The sequence below is a fragment of the Pectobacterium sp. HCp5_1 genome, assembly GCF_032905925.1.
Lineage (GTDB): Bacteria > Pseudomonadota > Gammaproteobacteria > Enterobacterales > Enterobacteriaceae > Pectobacterium > Pectobacterium brasiliense_A.
Genome location: NZ_JAUMIO010000001.1, coordinates 148,458 through 167,161, shown reverse-complemented (window position 1 = coordinate 167,161; position 18,704 = coordinate 148,458). Strand labels below are relative to the sequence as shown.

The window sequence follows — 18,704 nt, the reverse complement described above, 5'->3', positions numbered from 1 at the left end:
ACAGGAATGATTGAACGCGGTAAATTTCGCTCACTAACGCTGGTCAACTGGAACGGCTTTTTCGCTCGCACCTTCGATCTGGATGAACTGGTTACCACGCTATCCGGCGGTAACGGTGCCGGGAAATCCACTACGATGGCCGCCTTTATTACGGCGCTGATCCCTGACCTGACGCTGTTGCACTTCAGGAACACCACTGAAGCCGGTGCCACCAGCGGCTCACGCGATAAAGGTCTGCACGGTAAATTGCGCGCCGGCGTCTGCTACTCCACGCTGGATGTCGTTAACTCGCGTCATCAGCGCGTGCTGGTTGGGGTTCGTCTCCAGCAGGTGGCAGGGCGCGACCGTAAAGTCGACATCAAGCCTTTCACCATTCAGGGATTACCGACGGCGATACAGCCGACGCAAATTCTGACGCAGGTGGTCGGCGATCGTCAGGCGCGCGTTCTCTCATTGCAAGAGCTGAAAGAGCGCGTCGAGGAGATGGAAGGCGTTCAGTTCAAGCAGTTTAACTCCATCACCGACTATCACTCGCTGATGTTTGATTTGGGCGTGGTGCCACGTCGCCTGCGCTCTGCTTCCGATCGCAGTAAGTTCTATCGTCTGATCGAAGCGTCGCTGTACGGCGGTATCTCCAGCGCGATTACTCGCTCGCTGCGTGACTACCTGCTCCCTGAAAACAGCGGCGTGCGGAAAGCGTTTCAGGATATGGAAGCCGCGCTGCGTGAAAACCGTATGACGCTGGAGGCGATTCGCGTCACCCAGTCCGATCGCGATCTGTTTAAGCACCTGATCTCTGAAGCGACCTCCTATGTTGCCGCCGACTACATGCGGCACGCCAATGAGCGTCGTATTCATCTGGATGGGGCATTGGAACTGCGTCGTGACCTGTTCTCCAGCCGTAAGCAACTGTCGAGTGAGCAATATCGTCATGTAGAAATGGCGCGGGAACTGGCGGAGCAGAGCGGTGCCGAAGGCGATCTGGAAACGGATTATCAGGCGGCCAGCGATCACCTGAATCTGGTGCAGACAGCGATGCGTCAGCAGGAAAAAATCGAGCGCTATAACGCCGACCTGGAAGAATTGAGCTATCGCCTCGAAGAACAGAACGAGGTGGTGGAAGAAGCGCGGGAGCAGCAGGCGGAAAACGAAGAACGCGCCGATGCTGCCGAGCTGGAAGTAGATGAGCTGAAAAGCCAGCTTGCTGATTATCAGCAGGCACTGGACGTACAGCAGACGCGTGCCATTCAGTATCAGCAGGCTCAGCAGGCGCTGGAACGCGCCCGCTCGCTGTGTCAGTTGCCAGATTTAACGGCAGACAACGCGGATGAATGGCTGGACAGCTATCAGGCGAAAGAGCAGGAAGCGACAGAAATCCTGCTGATGCTGGAGCAGAAACTGAGCGTGGCCGATGCGGCGCACGGCCAGTTTGAACAAGCCTATCAGCTGGTGAGCAAGATTGCCGGTGCGGTGAATCGCAACGAGGCCTGGCAGGTTGCACGCGACCTGTTGCGCGATAGCTCTTCACAACGCTATCAGGCGGAGCGGGTACAGCCGCTGCGGATGCGTCTGTCTGAGCTGGAACAGCGTCTGCGCGAACAGCAGGATGCCGAACGGTTATTACAGGATTTCAGCAAACGCAACGGTCAGGATTATCAACCGGAAGAGCTGGAGTCACTCCAGCAAGAACTTGATGCCCGCATCGAAACGCTGTCATCGCTGGTGGCGGAAGCGGGTGAGCGTCGCATGGCGCTACGTCAGGAGCTGGAGCAGACTCAACAGCGCATTCAGAAACTGACGGCGCGTGCGCCAGTCTGGCTGGCTGCACAGGAAATGTTGACGCAGCTGAGCGAGCAGAGCGGCGAAACGTTTGAAGATAGCCGTCAGGTGACGGAGTTCATGCAGCAGTTGCTGGAGCGCGAGCGTGAAACCACGGTTGAACGTGATGACATCGCAGCCCGCAAGCGGCAAATCGAAACGCAGATTGAGCGACTGAGTCAGCCCGGTGGTTCCGAAGACCCGCGCCTGAACGCGCTGGCGGAACGCTTTGGCGGCGTGCTGCTGTCTGAGATTTATGATGACGTGACGTTGGATGATGCGCCGTACTTCTCGGCGCTGTATGGTCCCTCCCGCCATGCCATCGTGGTGCCCGATCTTTCTCTGGTGCGCGATCAGCTTGCCGGTCTGGAAGACTGCCCAGAAGACCTGTATCTGATCGAGGGGGACCCGCAGTCGTTTGATGACAGCGTATTTGCCGTTGAAGAGCTAGAACGTGCTGTCGTGGTGAAAGTCGCGGAGCGCCAGTGGCGTTATTCGCGCTTCCCAGAAGTGCCGCTGTTTGGTCGTGCCGCGCGGGAAATGCGTCTGGAAAGCCTGCGTGATGAGCGCGAAGCGCTGGCTGAGCAGTACGCGACGCTGTCATTCGACGTGCAGAAAACGCAGCGCCTGCACCAGTCGTTCAGCCGCTTTATCGGTACGCATCTGGCGGTCGTTTTTGATGAAGATCCCGAAGCGGAAATTCGTACGCTCAGTTCCCGTCGTGGCGAGCTGGATCGTGCGATGGCGAGCTTTGACGGCGAAAACCAGCAGCAGCGTCAGCAGTACGATCAGGCGAAGGAAGCCAGCGCACAGCTGAATAAACTGATTCCGCGCATTAGCCTGCTTTGCGATGAGACATTGCAGGATCGCGTGGAAGAGATTCGTGCAGAGCTGGATGAAACCGAAGAGTCTGCTCGCTTCATTCAGCAGCACGGTGCAACGCTGGCTAAGCTGGAACCGCTGGTTTCTGTCCTGCAAAGCGACCCGCAGCAGCATGAGCAGTTGCAGGAAGATTATACGCAAGCGCAGAACGCGCAGCGGCAGGCAAAACAGCAGGCGTTTGCGTTGACCGAAGTTGTGCAGCGTCGCGCGCACTTCAGCTATGCCGATTCGGCCGGAATGTTGGGTGAAAATGCAGGCTTGAATGACAAACTGCGCCATCGTTTGGAACAGGCTGAGGCAGAACGGGCAAAAGCGCGTGAACAGCTACGCCAGCATCAGGCACAGTTGACGCAGTACAGTCAGGTTCAGGCATCGCTGAAAAGCTCTTACGATGCCAAGCAGGACATGCTGAAGGAGCTGACGCAAGAACTTCAGGATATCGGCGTACGTGCGGACGCTGATGCTGAAGCGCGCGCCTGTCAGCGTCGTGATGAGTTGCATGCCGCATTAAGCACCAACCGCTCGCGGCGTAATCAGTTGGAAAAACAGATTACGTTCTGTGAAGCGGAAATGGACAGTTTGCAGAAGAAGTTGCGCAAGCTGGAGCGTGATTATCATCAGATGCGTGAGCAGGTTGTTACGGCGAAAGCGGGCTGGTGCGCGGTCATGCGTTTGGTGAAAGACAACGGCGTCGAGCGTCGCCTGCACCGTCGCGAGCTCGCCTATATGGAAGGTGATGAACTGCGTTCCATGTCGGATAAGGCGCTGGGTGCGCTGCGTCTGGCGGTTGCGGATAACGAACATCTGCGCGATGTACTGCGGCTTTCGGAAGATCCGAAGCGGCCTGAGCGCAAGATTCAGTTCTATATCGCCGTTTACCAGCATCTGCGCGAGCGTATCCGTCAGGATATTATCCGCACCGATGATCCGGTAGAAGCGATTGAACAGATGGAAATCGAGCTTAACCGTCTGACTGAAGAGCTGACGGCGCGTGAGCAGATGCTGGCCATCAGCTCACGCAGCGTGGCAAACATCATTCGTAAAACGATCCAGCGTGAGCAGAACCGCATTCGGATGCTGAACCAGGGGCTGCAAGCGGTCGCATTTGGTCAGGTGAAGAGCGTTCGTCTCAACGTCAACGTGCGCGAAACGCATACTACGTTGCTCAACGTGTTGTCTGAACAGCAGGAAATGCATCAGGATCTGTTTAACAGCAACCGTCTGACCTTCTCGGAAGCGTTGGCAAAACTGTATCAGCGCCTGAATCCTGAAATTGATATGGGACAGCGTACGCCGCAAACCATCGGTGAAGAGCTGCTGGATTACCGAAACTACCTTGAAATGGAAGTTGAAGTTAACCGTGGCGCGGATGGCTGGCTACGGGCGGAAAGTGGGGCGCTGTCGACCGGGGAAGCCATCGGTACCGGGATGTCGATTCTGGTCATGGTGGTGCAGAGCTGGGAAGAAGAGTCTAAGCGCCTGCGTGGCAAGGATATTATCCCATGCCGTCTGCTCTTCCTCGATGAGGCGGCACGTCTGGATGCCAAGTCTATTGCGACACTGTTCGAGCTCTGCGATCGTCTGGAAATGCAGCTGGTTATCGCGGCACCGGAAAATATCAGTCCCGAGAAGGGAACCACCTATAAGCTGGTGCGTAAAGTCTACCAGAACAACGAGCACGTCCATGTGGTCGGGCTGCGCGGTTTCGGAACGGAAGCGCCAGAGACGCAAGAGCAGGCCTCGTAGCGATAAACCTTGCTGTTATTTTCTTCTATAATCATAAAGCCGCTTTTTTAAGCGGCTTTGTTTTTTCGTAAAGAGAATGCTGACGGCGAATAGGTTCATCAAATATTAAGATAATACCCAGAAGAAGAAGCAAAAATATTTTTCTCTTTATATACTGACGATAAAACGATGGCAGGCCGTAGAAGGATTTGCGGTTTTATGTTGCAAGGTGGCGTACCGTAATAACGGGCGCGATATAAAAACGATCACATTTCATTCTTTCTCGTTTTCTACACGAGCAAAGTGAAAGAATGTGCTTACGCGAGTATGACCGTATACGAGCGAATTCGGTTTGTTATTTCCATATCCAGCGTGGATTGTCGTGAAAGCATAGTGATTAATGAGTACAGGGGATAAATGGATGTTGTTGTTACATAAACGAAAAATGGTCAGGCTGCTGTTACGCGTGGGTTGTATTTGGGTCGGAAGCCTGTCTCCTTCGTTTTCGGTGCTGGCAGCATCTCCGACGGTGGTATCCGGCTTATCGCAAAGCTCGGGCGTGGTGTCTGTAGAAAATAGCCGTGCAGGGCTTCTGGCCGCGCTGCCGCACGGTATGACGTTACATTATCTCTCTGATTTATCATCGCTTTATGCCCAGCATCAGATGCAACCTATGTGGGCAGATAACCGTGCGGTTCAACAGTTTCAACAACAGCTGGCCGAATTAGCGATAGCGGGCGTACAGCCGCAGTTCACTACGTGGGTAACCTGGCTGACCGATCCGCAATTGACCGGATTTGCGCGCGATGCCGTGCTCTCGGATGCGATGCTGGGCTATTTGCAGTTCGTCTCGGGTGTAGAGCGTAGCGGTAATGACTGGTTGTACAGCAGCGTACCTTACCGTCTGCAATCGCCGGCGCTCAATATCGTTTCGCAATGGCAACAGGCCGTGAAATCCGGCACCAGCGCGGCCTATGTGGTTTCGCTGGCACCACAGCATTCGCAATACGCCAAAATGCATGAAGCATTGAAGACGATGCTGACGGACAATCGACCGTGGCCGAGCCTGAATCTGGCGGAGTCTCTGCGCCCGGAACAGCAGAGTCGGGAACTGGCGGTACTGCGTGAAATTCTGCAACGTACTGGCATGCTGTCTTCAACGGAGAGCATTACGCTATTTAACGAAAATACCGCCGCGACGACGGTACCGGCCGGGCAGGCTCCGCTGGTCGATAGCAGTACTGCGATTGATGATCGTTATACTGGCGAACTGGTTGACGCGGTTAAACGCTTCCAGCACTGGCAAGGGCTGGAGGATGATGGCGTTATTGGTAAGCGTACGCGCGATTGGCTCAATGTGTCCCCGCAAATGCGTGCAACGCTGCTGGCGCTGAATATCCAGCGTCTGCGCCTGCTACCGGATAACGTTCACACTGGTATCATGGTGAACATCCCCAATTATTCACTAATCTATTATCAGGATGGCGCTGAACGCTTATCATCACGCGTCATTGTTGGGCAGCCTAAACGCAAAACGCCATTGATGAGTAGCTCGCTGTATAACGTGGTGGTCAATCCGCCGTGGAATGTTCCTACGACGTTGACTCGGCAGGACATTATTCCTAAAGTCGTACGCGATCCCGGCTATCTACAGCGTCATGGCTACACGGTGTTGTCCGGTTGGAGTCAGGATGCTGAAGCGATCGATCCTTCCATGATCGATTGGCCGATGGTGTCAGCAGAGCGCTTCCCTTATCGACTGCGTCAGGCCCCAGGTGCGAATAACTCGCTGGGACGCTATAAATTCAATATGCCGAATTCAGAAGCGATTTATCTACACGACACGCCTAATCACAATCTGTTCCAGCGTGATATCAGGGCGCTTAGCTCCGGCTGCGTGCGGGTTAATAAAGCATCGGAACTGGCTAGCATGTTATTGCAGGATGCAGGATGGAATAATAGTCGTATTTCTTCCACGCTGGATCAGGGAAATACCACCTTTGTGTCAATGAAACATCGGATTCCGGTCAACCTCTATTACCTGACCGCGTGGGTGGCGGAAGATGGTAGACCGCAGTTCCGAACAGATATTTACAATTATGATGACACCGCTCGTGCAGGGACGAAAGTGCTGTCCAGAGCAGGGCTGTTGCTTCAGTAAGTATTGAAAACACGAGCATTAGCGGTATCGGTATTTTATCGTTTTGCGGGGGATCGATGCGATCTCCCGCAAACCCGTAAGCAAAGCGGGTTGACTCACTTTTCTCTGGCAGTTAAGGTTCAAGGCGGCACGTTTTGTGCCTCCTTTTATACCGTTCTTTAGCCAGGGTACTTGTTCTATGGATCACATTGACAATCATCGCCGTAAGTGGCTTGCACTGGGTGGTGCCGCGTTGGGTATCGCACTGCTTCCCGGTCAGGCATTTGCGACGTTATCTACACCCCGACCACGAATTTTGACGCTGAACAATCTGAATACCGGAGAGCGGCTGAAAACGGAATTCTTTGATGGCAAACGGTATAACAAGTCAGAACTTTCTCGCCTCAATCACTTTTTCCGCGACTATCGCGCCAATAAAGTCAAAACGATTGATCCCCAACTTTTCGATCAGCTCTATCGCTTACAAGTGATGTTGGGCACCAACAAGCCCGTACAGCTGATTTCTGGTTATCGCGCGATAGATACGAATAATGAATTACGCGCGCATAGCAGGGGGGTGGCAAAGCAGAGCTACCACACGAAAGGGCAGGCGATGGATTTCCACATTGAAGGCGTTCAACTCGCTAACATTCGTAAAGCGGCGATGAAAATGCGTGCTGGCGGCGTTGGCTACTACCCACGTAGCGATTTCGTTCACATCGATACCGGCCCTGTCCGCACCTGGTAATCTGCTACCACAGCACGACACTTTTTCGATTCGGCTCGCTGAGACATCGCGAGCCGCTCAGTTTATTCAACATGGAGTGATATGAAATATCAAATTGTCCCGGTGACGGCATTTAGCCAGAACTGCACGTTGTTATGGTGCGAAAAAACCAATGAAGCGGCGATTGTCGATCCCGGTGGTGATGCAGAAAAAATCAAACGTGCCGTCGCGGATGCAGGGATTTCGGTTAAACAGATTCTGTTAACGCATGGTCATCTGGATCATGTGGGGGCGGCTGCCGAGTTGGCCGAGCACTATCAGGTCGCAATCATTGGCCCGCAGATTGAAGATGCTTTCTGGCTGGAAGGGCTACCGGCACAGAGCCGGATGTTTGGTCTGGAAGAATGCGCGCCGCTGACGCCATCACGTTGGCTACAGGAAGGTGATGAGGTTAACGTAGGCGAGACGACGCTGGCGGTTTTCCATTGCCCAGGCCATACTCCGGGCCACATTGTTTTCTTTGATGCGGAATCGCGTCTGGCGCAGGTGGGTGATGTGATTTTTAACGGTGGCGTAGGGCGTACCGATTTCCCACAGGGCGATCATCAGGCGTTGATTGCGTCCATCAAAAACAAGCTGCTGCCGCTGGGTGACGATGTGACGTTTATTCCGGGACACGGCCCGATGTCGACCTTAGGGCATGAACGCAAGACCAACCCTTTCCTGCGTGAAGATGTCGCGATTTGGTAGTGTTTTATAGACTTCAAACGCAGAAATAAAAAAGCCGACATGCTGTGTCGGCTTTTTTGATCGCGGAAGAATCAGAGTACGGCAACAATCGCTTCGCAGAGCGGAGCCATATTTTCTGGCGTCATTCCTGCAACGTTGATACGGCCGGAATTCACCGCGTAAACGCCGAATTCGTCACGCAGACGCAGAACCTGCTCCTTGGTCAAGCCGCTGAATGAGAACATCCCATTCTGGTCGATGATGAAGGAGAAATCCTGCTGCGCGCCTTTTTCCTGCAAGGTATTAACGAACAGCTGACGCATACGCTGAATGCGCTCACGCATCGCCGTCAATTCCTGCTCCCAAATGGCCTTCAGTGCGTCGTTGCCCAAAATGGTCGCAACAACGGTCGCGCCGTGTGACGGAGGGTTGGAGTAGTTTGCGCGAATAGCGGCTTTCACCTGGCTGAATGCTTTGTCTGCCGTTGCGGCATCAGCGGCAACCAGCGTGCAGGCACCGACGCGCTCATTGTACAAACCGAAGTTTTTAGAGTACGAGCTGCATACGATCAGTTCATCGTGTTTTGCAGCGAAGAGACGCAGGCCTTCCGCATCTTCTTCGAGCCCACGGGCAAAGCCCTGATAGGCGAAGTCAAACAGCGGCAGCCAGCCTTTGGCTACTGACAGTTCAGCCAGCGTAGCCCACTGCTCAGCGGTAGGATCGATACCGGTTGGGTTATGGCAACAGCCGTGGAACAGCACTACGTCACCCGCTTGGGTAGCGTTCAGGCTATTCAGCAGGCCATCAAAATCCAGCGCATGGTTTGCAGCATCGTAGTAGTCGTACTGGCAGACTTCCAAACCGACAGCGGAGAAGACATTGTTGTGATTTGGCCAGGTTGGGTTGCTGATCCAAATACGTTTTGCAGACGTTTGATTGGCAATGAAATCAGCGGCTACGCGCAGCGCACCGGTTCCGCCCGGCGTTTGCGCCGTACGGGCACGTTTGTCGGCAATGATGGCATTCTGCTTGCCAAACAACAGCTCCTGCGTGCACTGACCGAATGCTGGCAGACCGTCAATGCCCAGATAATTTTTGGTGGTTTCATTTTCCAGCAGATAGTGTTCTGCTTTTTTTACGCTGGTCAGAACCGGAGTTTTACCGGTTTCATCTTTATAGACACCAATACCCAGATTGATTTTATTCGCGCGGTCATCGGCGCGGAAAAGATCGGTCAGCCCGAGAATAGGATCGGCCGGTGCGGCAGAGATATTTTCAAACATTGCCAGAATGTTCCATAACTGAGATGAAATAAGAATTCTCAGAGTACCGTCAGTAAAAGGCTTTGCCAACCGTTGATGTCAAAAAGAAAGGGAAATAACAGGGAGAAGGAGAGAGACGAAATAAAAGACTGGTTAGGCGAGAATAATTGGCGCAGCGTGGCGTAAAGCAGAAACAAAAGAACGCGGAGAGCATTTTTCAACGTCGCAGGCGACGGCTTGTAAGGCGCTGGAGCTGTTTAGCACACAATAAAAAAGACAGAGCCGAAGCCCTGTCTTTTCATGCAAGACGAACGATTAACTCGTTACGTTATGCGATGCCAACTTAGAACTGGTAAGTCAGACCCAGAGCAACAGTGTCGTCATCGGACTTGCCGTATGCGTTGGTGTCTTTGATCAGGTTGATCTGGTAGTCAACATAGGTAGACATATTTTTGTTGAACGCATAAGTGGCGCCAACGCTAACATATTTAGTGATGTAATCATTTTTATTGTTTACATCATCTTTAGCTTTAGCTGAAACATATGCCAGAGATGGAGTTAAACCGAAATCGAAGTTGTATTGTGCAACAGCTTCAAAGATTTTAGTTTTGTCTGCGAAGCCATCAGTGTCACCTGCTACGACAGTGCTGTTAGGGCCAGATGCTTGGCCGATATATGACAGGTTACGATATTCACCGTAGGTAGCAGCTAAATAGACAGCATTGGCATCATATTTCAGACCAGTAGCCCACGCTTCGGCTTTCTTACCACGACCAGTGGTCGCATTGGTAATGTTGTTTTGGTTATCAGTACGGTTAATTGCAGCATAAGATGCTACAACACCCAGGCCGATATCTGATTCGTAGGAAGAAGATACGCCCCAACCATCGCCATTCTGTTCGTCAATATTGCCACGACGATTTGTGCTGTCGCTGTTGTTTTTACCTTGGTATTGAACAGCGAAGTTCCAACCGTCAACCAGACCGAAGAAGTTAGTGTTACGGTAAGTAGCAACACCAGTTGAACGGCCAGTCAGGAAGTTATCGGAGTTAGATTGATCGCCACCAAATTCTGGCAAAACGTCTGTCCAAGCGATACCGTCATATGCAATACCCATGTTACGACCGTAGTCGAAAGAACCATAGTCAGCGAATTTCAGACCAGCAAAAGCATAACGAGTTTTGTCAGCGTTGGAAGAACCGGCGCTTTCAGCTCTGTTGCCTTGGAATTGATATTCAAAACGGCCAAAACCAGTCAATTGATCAGCGATCTGAGTTTCACCTTTGAAGCCCAGACGAGCATAGGTTTTATCGCCATCATTACCGTTGTCATCAGAGAAATAGTGCAGACCAGTGATTTTACCAGTCAGATTCAGCTTGTTGCCGTCTTTGTTATAAACTTCAGCAGCGTTGGCTGCGCCTGCGACTAACAGAGCTGGGATTACTACTGCAAGAATGTTGCGTTTCATCATTATTACCCTCATTGGTGTTATTTAGACACCTGCCACTGCCATAAATAATTCTTTACGGAACTATTCCTGAAAGTTTGGTGTCTTCCTGTGTCTGAACGCAGTTTTCCATTCACTCGCCAGTTAATCCACCCTAAAGATGCTACAAACTTCGTAATCGAGTAACAAATGGAAATAATGTGTGTCTAAATGTAAAAATCAGGGAACTTTGTGAACCATAACAAAAATTAAAAAAAAAGAGCCGGGAAACCCGACTCTTCTTTTCTACATATTTGTTTTACTTATATTAAATTTTTATTTAGAAACTGGCGTTCCTCGGTGTGCGTGGGAAAGGAATTACATCGCGCACATTTTGTACACCGGTAACATAGGCAATCAATCGTTCAAAACCTAAACCGAAACCGGAATGTGGAATGGTGCCGTAACGACGTAAATCACGATACCACCAGTAGTCTTCTTTATTCAGTCCCATCTCTTCCAGACGGCTATCCAACTGAGCCAAACGCTCTTCACGCTGAGAGCCACCGATGATTTCGCCGATTCCCGGTGCCAAAACATCCATCGCGGCAACGGTTTTACCGTCGTCATTCATACGCATATAGAAAGCTTTGATGTCTTTCGGGTAGTTCTTAACGACAACCGGTGCTTTGAAGTGTTGCTCTGCCAGATAACGCTCGTGCTCGGAGGAGAGATCCACGCCCCAGTAAACCGGGTTCTCGAACTGCTGTCCGCAATTTAGCAGGATCTCGACGGCATCGGTGTAATCCACCTGCGCGAAATCGGAGCTGACGAATTTTTCCAGTCGAGTGATGGCTTCTTTATCAACGCGCTCAGCAAAGAACGCCATATCATCGGCACGCTCATTCAGGACGGCCTGGAAAACATATTTCAGCAGGTTTTCGGCCAGCGCCGCGACGTCATCCAGAGAGGCGAAAGCGACTTCCGGTTCGATCATCCAAAACTCAGCCAGATGGCGGCTGGTGTTAGAGTTTTCTGCACGGAACGTCGGGCCAAAGGTATACACATTGGACAGTGCACAGGCGTAGGTTTCACCATTCAACTGGCCGGATACGGTCAGGAACGCTTCTTTACCGAAGAAATCTTCGCTGAAATCCACTTTACCTTGTTCGGTACGTGGCAGGTTTTCCAGATCGAGAGTAGAAACGCGGAACATTTCACCCGCGCCTTCGGTATCGGATGCGGTAATCAGCGGGGTTGATACCCAGAAGTAACCGTTCTCGTGGAAGAAGCGGTGAATTGCCTGCGCCAGCGTATGGCGAACGCGGGCAACGGCACCGATCAGATTGGTGCGTGGACGCAAGTGCGCGACTTCACGCAGGTATTCGATACTGTGACGCTTTGCCGCCATTGGGTAGGTATCGGGATCGTCAACCCAGCCGACGACGTTGACGTTGGTGGCTTGCAGTTCGAAGCTCTGGCCTTCACCCGGAGAGGCGACGACGTTACCGGTGATTTCAACGGAGCAGCCAGTAGTCAGGCGCAGTACGTCATCCTGATAATTGGAGAGATTATTATTAACGACAGCCTGTAATGGATTAAAGCAGGAGCCGTCATAAACGGCGATAAAGGAGATACCGGCTTTAGAATCTCTCCGGGTACGTACCCAGCCGCGCACGGTGACTTCGCTGTCAACGGCGACACGGCCTTGCAGTACATCGACTACAGGCACTACGCTCATAAAATTCTCTCTTTAATTAATCGTGTTTAAGAAAAATATCGTGGTTAAAACGCTAAATGGCCCAATCCGAGCCATTTGCTATGTTACTTGCGATGCAACAGGACACAAGCAGAAATCACCGGAATGGCGCGAAGTTTTCGCTCATGACGGTGAATCTGCTGCAAAGTTGGTCAGCATCTAAAGGGGAAAGCCTTAACTGGCCTTTTTCACGCGGGGCAGGTCAAACGCTTTGCGCAACTCACACACGAAGTTCTGATCCTGACAGATGGTTTTGCCCGGGCTATCGGAGAGTTTTGCCACCGGCTTGCCGTTGCATTCCACCAGCTTGATCACAATGTTCAGCGGTTTCACGCCGGGGATATCACACGTCAGGCGCGTGCCGATACCAAATACCAGATTCACGCGCTGCCCGAAATGACGGTACAGCGTCAGCGCTTTATTCAGATTCAGATTGTCGGAGAAGACCAGCGTTTTGCTCATCGGATCGATGTTCAGGCGCTGATAATGCGCAATGGCTTTTTCGCCCCAATCGACCGGATCGCCGGAATCGTGACGCAACCCCTGATAGGCTTCGGCAAACGGCAAATCGAAATCGCGCAGGAAGGCATCCATCGTGATGCAGTCGGTCAACGCAATGCCCAAATGTATGGGATATTCTCGTAGCCACATTTGTAGCGCGGCGCGCTGGCTGTTTGCCAGCGTCGGACTAATCTGCTGATGCGCCTGAAACCACTCGTGTGCCTGCGTGCCGACAGGCGTGATATCCAAACGGCGTGCCAGATCGTAATTGCTGGTGCCGATGAGATAAGGGAAGTCGGCCCGCAGCGTCGTCACAATCGTCTGCTGGACATCACGAGAGAAACGCCGGCGCGTGCCGAAATCCATTAACTTGAACCGACTGAGATCCACATCTGCGCTGTTCTGGCGGAAGCTCTCTAGTGAGGCTGACAGTTGGGCAAGCGCCTGCTTAGTCGTAATGTGGGGTGAACGATCGCGATGCACGACTTCACTGATCACGGCCAGCAAGGGAACTTCCCACAAAATCACTTCACGCCATGGCCCGGTGATGCGGATATCCAGCTTGCCCGCATGATTCTTGATCGAAACCTGCTGCGGATTAAAACGGAAGTCCCGCAGCCAGTGGAGATAATCTGGCTTAAAGAATGGCAGAGAAGAAAGATAGGTGAACTCATCGTCACTCAATGACAAGAAACGCATCAGATCGACCTGATGGGCTATCTCATCAGCGTAAACGCCTAATAACTCATCACCGCGACAGCGAAATTCAGCCGCAACGTCGACATCATAATAGTGATGATACACCGCCTGTTGCATGTGCAGCTTGTAGGCATCGGTATCCAGCAATGAGTGCAGAATCGGGGAAGTGTGCAAAGTCATAATGCGTTACAGCATCCTTGTAAGATGCCTATCCACCATTGGGACAATCAGCAATGTTCGGTCAGTATACCTTGATTATCCGTTTATTACATTACGACAACATAGCGAGACGTGCGGGAATGAACCACGGTACGATGATTATCCTCATTATTTTGTCGTGGTAACATTAAGATAACAGGCTTAGACTTGATCTTTGATGTTTATGACGAGGTGGAAACTTTATATGAATCAACAGCCGCAAATAAAATATCGCCATGACTACCGTGCGCCGGATTACACCATTACCGACATTGCACTGGATTTCGATCTCCATGCCGAAAAGACTCACGTAAAAGCCGTTAGTCAGGTGGTGTTGCAGGGGGACGCTGGCGCGCCGTTGAAGCTGGATGGCGAAGGGCTGAAACTGATTAGCCTGAGCGTTGATGGTCAGCCGTGGACACATTACCAGCAGCAGGACGATGGCCTGATTCTGACACAATTACCCGCGCGTTTTACGCTCAGCATCGAAACGGAAATCAATCCCGCCGCCAACAGCGCGCTGGAAGGGCTGTATCTTTCTGGCGATGCGCTCTGTACGCAGTGTGAGGCCGAAGGTTTCCGCCACATTACTTATTATCTTGACCGTCCAGATGTGTTGGCGAAATTCACGACGCGCATCACAGCGGATAAAGCTCGCTATCCTTATTTACTCTCTAACGGCAATCGTATCGCACAAGGGGAACTGGAAGGCGGCCGCCACTGGATTGAATGGCAGGATCCCTTCCCGAAACCCGCTTATCTGTTCGCGCTGGTTGCTGGCGACTTTGATGTCCTTCAGGATCGCTTCACGACACGTTCTGGTCGCGATGTTGCATTAGAGTTGTTTGTTGACCGTGGCAACCTCGATCGTGCTGGCTGGGCGATGACCTCGCTGAAGAATTCGATGAAGTGGGACGAAGAGCGCTTCGGACTGGAATACGATCTCGATATCTATATGATCGTCGCCGTTGATTTCTTCAACATGGGGGCGATGGAAAACAAAGGGCTGAACGTATTCAACTCTAAATACGTGCTGGCCAAAGCTGAAACCGCGACGGATAAAGATTATCTGAACATTGAAGCGGTGATCGGCCATGAATATTTCCACAACTGGACGGGTAACCGCGTCACCTGCCGCGACTGGTTCCAGCTCAGTCTGAAAGAAGGGCTGACGGTGTTCCGCGATCAGGAGTTCAGCTCCGACCTGGGGTCGCGCCCGGTGAACCGTATCGATAACGTACGTGTGATGCGCGGTGCGCAGTTCGCCGAAGATGCCAGCCCGATGTCGCATCCGATTCGTCCCGATCAGGTGATCGAGATGAATAACTTCTATACGCTGACGGTCTATGAAAAGGGATCGGAAGTGATCCGCATGATGCACACTTTATTAGGTGAAGAAGGCTTCCAGGCAGGCATTCGTCTCTATTTTGAACGTCATGATGGCAGTGCGGCGACCTGTGATGATTTCGTGCAGGCGATGGAGGATGCTTCCGGTGTCGATCTTACGCAGTTCCGTCGTTGGTATAGCCAGTCGGGCACGCCGGTGCTGACCGTACGTGATGATTACGATCCGCAGACGCAACAATATCTGCTGAGCGTGAGTCAGACGACGCCAATTGGAGCCGACAAACAACCCAAACTGCCGCTGCATATTCCGCTGGATATCGAACTGTACGATCCGCAAGGGCAGGTTATTCCGCTACAGAAAGACGGTCAACTGCTGGCGTCGGTGCTTAGTGTGACCGAATCTGAACAGACGTTTATTTTCGATCAGGTGCCTTGCCGTCCGATTCCTTCTTTATTACGTGAGTTCTCTGCGCCGGTAAAATTGAACTATGCCTGGAGCGATGAGCAACTGACATTCCTGATGCGTCATGCGAGTAATGCGTTCTCGCGTTGGGATGCGGCACAGAGCCTGTTGGCCAACTATATCCGTCTGAACGTTTCACGCTATCAGCAGAAACAGCCGCTTTCCGTGCCGATGCATGTTGTTGATGCTTTCCGTGGCGTGCTGCTGGATGACAAACTGGATCCGATGCTGGCTTCTCAGATTCTGACATTGCCGAGCGAAAACGAGATTGCTGAGCTGTTTGACATCATCGATCCGACGGCGATCGCTGCCGTACGCGACAGCATGACGCGTACGATGGCGAAAGAGATGGCGGATGAGTGGCTGGCGGTATACCACGCGAATCAGGCTCCACAGTATCGCATCGAACACGCGGATATGGGTAAACGCGCGCTGCGCAACGTCTGCCTGCATTATCTGGCATTCAGCGATGAAGCGCAGGCGGATAAACTGGTGCAAACACAGTTCCGTCAGGCGGATAATATGACCGATTCGCTGGGGGCGCTGGCGGCGGCGGTTGAGGCTCAATTGCCGGTGCGTGATGAATTGCTGACGCAGTTTGATAACCGCTGGCATCAGGATGGGTTGGTCATGGACAAATGGTTCGCGCTACAAGCCACCAGCCCAGCAGATAATGTGCTAACCCGCGTGCGTGAATTGTTGCAACACCGTTCATTCAGCCTGAACAACCCTAACCGTTTACGTTCGTTGGTGGGGGCGTTTGCAGCCTCGAATCCGTCGGCTTTCCATGCGGAAGACGGCAGCGGTTATCGTTTCCTGACGGAGATTCTGAGCGATCTGAATACCCGTAATCCGCAGGTCGCGGCACGGGTGATCGAACCGTTGATCCGTCTGAAACGCTATGATGCTAAACGTCAGGCGCAAATGCGTCAGGCGCTGGAGCAACTGAAGACGTTGGAAAATCTGTCTGGCGATCTGTTCGAGAAGATCAGCAAGGCACTGCAAGACTAATCCCGCCACGCGATTAGCACAGCCACACGCGGTATCCTGCCGCGTGTGGCGATAATTCCCGCATCACGATTTCCCTTTCCCGCAAACGTTTTACTTTCCGCAAAGATGGAATTACCATCACCGACCGTGAGTTAAACCGTAATCCACGATTGCTGACTTTCAGCGTAGGCAAGATACCTTTGCGATAGGGATCTCAGGAGACAATATGTTCTATCCCGTTATCAAAAAAGCCCTGTTTCAGCTCGATCCAGAGCGTGCGCATGAGCTGACCTTCCAACAATTACGTCGTATTACTAACACGCCTTTTGAATTCCTCGTCCGTCAGTCTGTTCCAACGAAACCGGTTACCTGCATGGGGCTATCTTTTAAAAACCCACTCGGTCTGGCGGCGGGATTAGATAAAGACGGCGAATGTATTGATGCGTTAGGCGCAATGGGATTTGGTTTTATTGAAGTCGGGACGGTAACGCCACGTCCACAAGCCGGTAATGATAAGCCGAGATTATTCCGCGTAGTGGAAGCGGAAGGGTTGATCAACCGGATGGGTTTCAATAATAAAGGCGTGGATTATCTGGTCGAGAATGTAAAGAAAACACGTTTTGGCGGTGTATTAGGGATCAACATCGGCAAGAATAAAGATACGCCGGTTGAGCAAGGCAAAGACGATTATTTGATCTGTATGGATAAGGTTTATCCTCACGCAGGCTATATCGCGATCAACATTTCGTCACCCAATACGCCGGGATTACGCAGTCTGCAATATGGTGAAGCGCTGGACGATCTTTTGCTGGCGATAAAGAACAAGCAGACAGAATTAAAAGATAAACATCAGAAATATGTTCCCGTGGCGGTAAAGATCGCGCCGGATCTTTCTGAAGAAGAATTGATCCAAATTGCCGACAGTCTGGTTCGCCATAACATCGACGGCGTGATTGCCACCAATACGACACTCGACAGAAAACTGATTCAGGGATTAAACCACTGCGGGCAAACCGGAGGATTAAGTGGACGTCCTTTGCAGACAAGCAGCACGGAAATTATCCGCCGTTTGTCACAGGAATTAGCGGGACGTTTACCGATTATTGGCGTTGGCGGAATTGATTCTTTGGTTGCCGCACGCGAAAAAATGGCGGCTGGCGCATCGCTGGTACAGATATATTCAGGCTTTATTTTCCACGGTCCACGCCTGATTAAAGATATCGTTACACATATTTAATCCGAAATGCCTTTCATTTTTAGCTGGGGGTTTATTTATCCCCCCGGCTAGTCTATATTTTATCCGTTTGCGTAAATAATCTATCAACGGATGACTGATCTTCTTGCCGCAATGTTTTTGACGATGAACGATTATTGTGATGTGAGAAAACACAATCAGCCATTTCTGATATTTCTACTGTGAAGGCGAAGGGTAAATAATATGAAGTTAAAACCTGACGATAACTGGCGCTGGTATTTTGATACCGAACATGACCGCCTGATGTTGGATTTGGCTAACGGCATGTTATTCCGTTCTCGTTTTCCGTCTAAAATGCTAACGCCGGATGCATTCAATGAATGTGCATTCTGTGTCGACGATGCCGCGTTATTTTTTACCTATAACGACAAATGTCAGAAAGCGGCACTGCATCGCGACCTCCAGGGTGAATTAGTTCTTAATGCGCTGGTCGCAAGCCGGTTCCTAAAACCGCTTATGCCAAAAAGCTGGCACTTCATTCAACAGCCGGATGCTGTAACGTATTCGCCGCAGGCGGGTGATGTTGTACAAGTACAACTCACTGAAACCCATGAAACGGCCTGTTTTCTGGTAGCGGAAGCAGGGGATAAAGCCTGCCTCTGTCTGCTGGCACAAGAACAGCTGTCATTAAGCGGAAAAACCATGGGGCTGGGTGACGCCATCAAAATCATGCACGACAGACTCATGCCTGCCATCGTTCAGAATAGGGCTGAGTGGGAAACCACGTTGGGCGAGGGCACGTCGGCATTTGAGTACGCCAAGGTGGTTTAAACCCTCGGCTAT

Annotated in this window: 11 protein-coding genes; 7 read left to right on the top strand and 4 right to left on the bottom strand. The window is 51.7% G+C overall.

The genetic code is table 11. The annotated features are described in order from the left end of the window. Positions 1–6 precede the first annotated feature (6 nt). The 4 genes from mukB (at position 7) to Q3A88_RS00775 (ending at position 8,042) form a co-directional block, all read left to right on the top strand. Positions 7–4,446 (top strand): chromosome partition protein MukB, encoded by a 4,440-nt coding sequence (gene mukB, locus Q3A88_RS00790; RefSeq protein WP_317177228.1) that lies wholly within the window; start codon positions 7–9, stop codon positions 4,444–4,446. Between the two features lie 400 nt (positions 4,447–4,846). Next, entirely contained in the window at positions 4,847–6,586 is a 1,740-nt protein-coding gene (ldtD, locus tag Q3A88_RS00785) for a L,D-transpeptidase (RefSeq protein ID WP_317177227.1), read from the top strand. Between the two features lie 178 nt (positions 6,587–6,764). Further along, on the top strand, positions 6,765–7,313 hold the full coding sequence (locus Q3A88_RS00780; RefSeq protein WP_010277035.1) for a YcbK family protein: 549 nt from the start codon (positions 6,765–6,767) through the stop codon (positions 7,311–7,313). 81 nt (positions 7,314–7,394) lie between these two features. Further along, complete coding sequence (locus Q3A88_RS00775; protein ID WP_039291484.1) at positions 7,395–8,042, top strand: MBL fold metallo-hydrolase; 648 nt, start codon at positions 7,395–7,397, stop codon at positions 8,040–8,042. Between the two features lie 71 nt (positions 8,043–8,113). On the opposite strand, the gene Q3A88_RS00770 is transcribed toward Q3A88_RS00775, so the two are convergent. From Q3A88_RS00770 to pncB, 4 genes are all read right to left on the bottom strand, one after another. Beyond that, entirely contained in the window at positions 8,114–9,304 is a 1,191-nt protein-coding gene (locus tag Q3A88_RS00770) for an amino acid aminotransferase (protein WP_317177226.1), read from the bottom strand. A 322-nt stretch (positions 9,305–9,626) separates the two neighbouring features. After that, on the bottom strand, positions 9,627–10,754 hold the full coding sequence (locus tag Q3A88_RS00765; protein WP_317177225.1) for a porin: 1,128 nt from the start codon (positions 10,752–10,754) through the stop codon (positions 9,627–9,629). Positions 10,755–11,049: 295 nt separating this feature from the next. Further along, positions 11,050–12,450: an asparagine--tRNA ligase gene (asnS, locus tag Q3A88_RS00760; RefSeq protein ID WP_010277024.1), complete on the bottom strand. Its 1,401-nt coding sequence runs from the start codon at positions 12,448–12,450 to the stop codon at positions 11,050–11,052. 192 nt (positions 12,451–12,642) lie between these two features. Beyond that, complete coding sequence (pncB, locus tag Q3A88_RS00755) at positions 12,643–13,848, bottom strand: nicotinate phosphoribosyltransferase (protein ID WP_317177224.1); 1,206 nt, start codon at positions 13,846–13,848, stop codon at positions 12,643–12,645. A gap of 223 nt (positions 13,849–14,071) precedes the next feature. Between pncB and pepN the strand changes: the two genes are divergently transcribed. The 3 genes from pepN to Q3A88_RS00740 all read left to right on the top strand — a co-directional run bounded on the left by pepN (position 14,072) and on the right by Q3A88_RS00740 (position 18,692). Further along, positions 14,072–16,687: an aminopeptidase N gene (gene pepN / locus Q3A88_RS00750; protein WP_317177223.1), complete on the top strand. Its 2,616-nt coding sequence runs from the start codon at positions 14,072–14,074 to the stop codon at positions 16,685–16,687. A gap of 205 nt (positions 16,688–16,892) precedes the next feature. Continuing rightward, positions 16,893–17,903 (top strand): quinone-dependent dihydroorotate dehydrogenase, encoded by a 1,011-nt coding sequence (gene pyrD / locus Q3A88_RS00745; RefSeq protein WP_317177222.1) that lies wholly within the window; start codon positions 16,893–16,895, stop codon positions 17,901–17,903. A 201-nt stretch (positions 17,904–18,104) separates the two neighbouring features. Next, complete coding sequence (locus tag Q3A88_RS00740) at positions 18,105–18,692, top strand: cell division protein ZapC (RefSeq protein WP_317177221.1); 588 nt, start codon at positions 18,105–18,107, stop codon at positions 18,690–18,692. Positions 18,693–18,704: the final 12 nt, after the last annotated feature.

Bases quoted from the DNA above. Each gene is read 5' to 3' on its own strand.
- mukB (WP_317177228.1), top strand. From the start codon at position 7: ATGATTGAACGCGGTAAATTTCGCTCACTAACGCTGGTCAACTGGAAC.
- ldtD (WP_317177227.1), top strand. From the start codon at position 4,847: ATGTTGTTGTTACATAAACGAAAAATGGTCAGGCTGCTGTTACGCGTG.
- Q3A88_RS00780 (WP_010277035.1), top strand. From the start codon at position 6,765: ATGGATCACATTGACAATCATCGCCGTAAGTGGCTTGCACTGGGTGGT.
- Q3A88_RS00775 (WP_039291484.1), top strand. From the start codon at position 7,395: ATGAAATATCAAATTGTCCCGGTGACGGCATTTAGCCAGAACTGCACG.
- Q3A88_RS00770 (WP_317177226.1), bottom strand. From the start codon at position 9,304: ATGTTTGAAAATATCTCTGCCGCACCGGCCGATCCTATTCTCGGGCTG.
- Q3A88_RS00765 (WP_317177225.1), bottom strand. From the start codon at position 10,754: ATGATGAAACGCAACATTCTTGCAGTAGTAATCCCAGCTCTGTTAGTC.
- asnS (WP_010277024.1), bottom strand. From the start codon at position 12,450: ATGAGCGTAGTGCCTGTAGTCGATGTACTGCAAGGCCGTGTCGCCGTT.
- pncB (WP_317177224.1), bottom strand. From the start codon at position 13,848: ATGACTTTGCACACTTCCCCGATTCTGCACTCATTGCTGGATACCGAT.
- pepN (WP_317177223.1), top strand. From the start codon at position 14,072: ATGAATCAACAGCCGCAAATAAAATATCGCCATGACTACCGTGCGCCG.
- pyrD (WP_317177222.1), top strand. From the start codon at position 16,893: ATGTTCTATCCCGTTATCAAAAAAGCCCTGTTTCAGCTCGATCCAGAG.
- Q3A88_RS00740 (WP_317177221.1), top strand. From the start codon at position 18,105: ATGAAGTTAAAACCTGACGATAACTGGCGCTGGTATTTTGATACCGAA.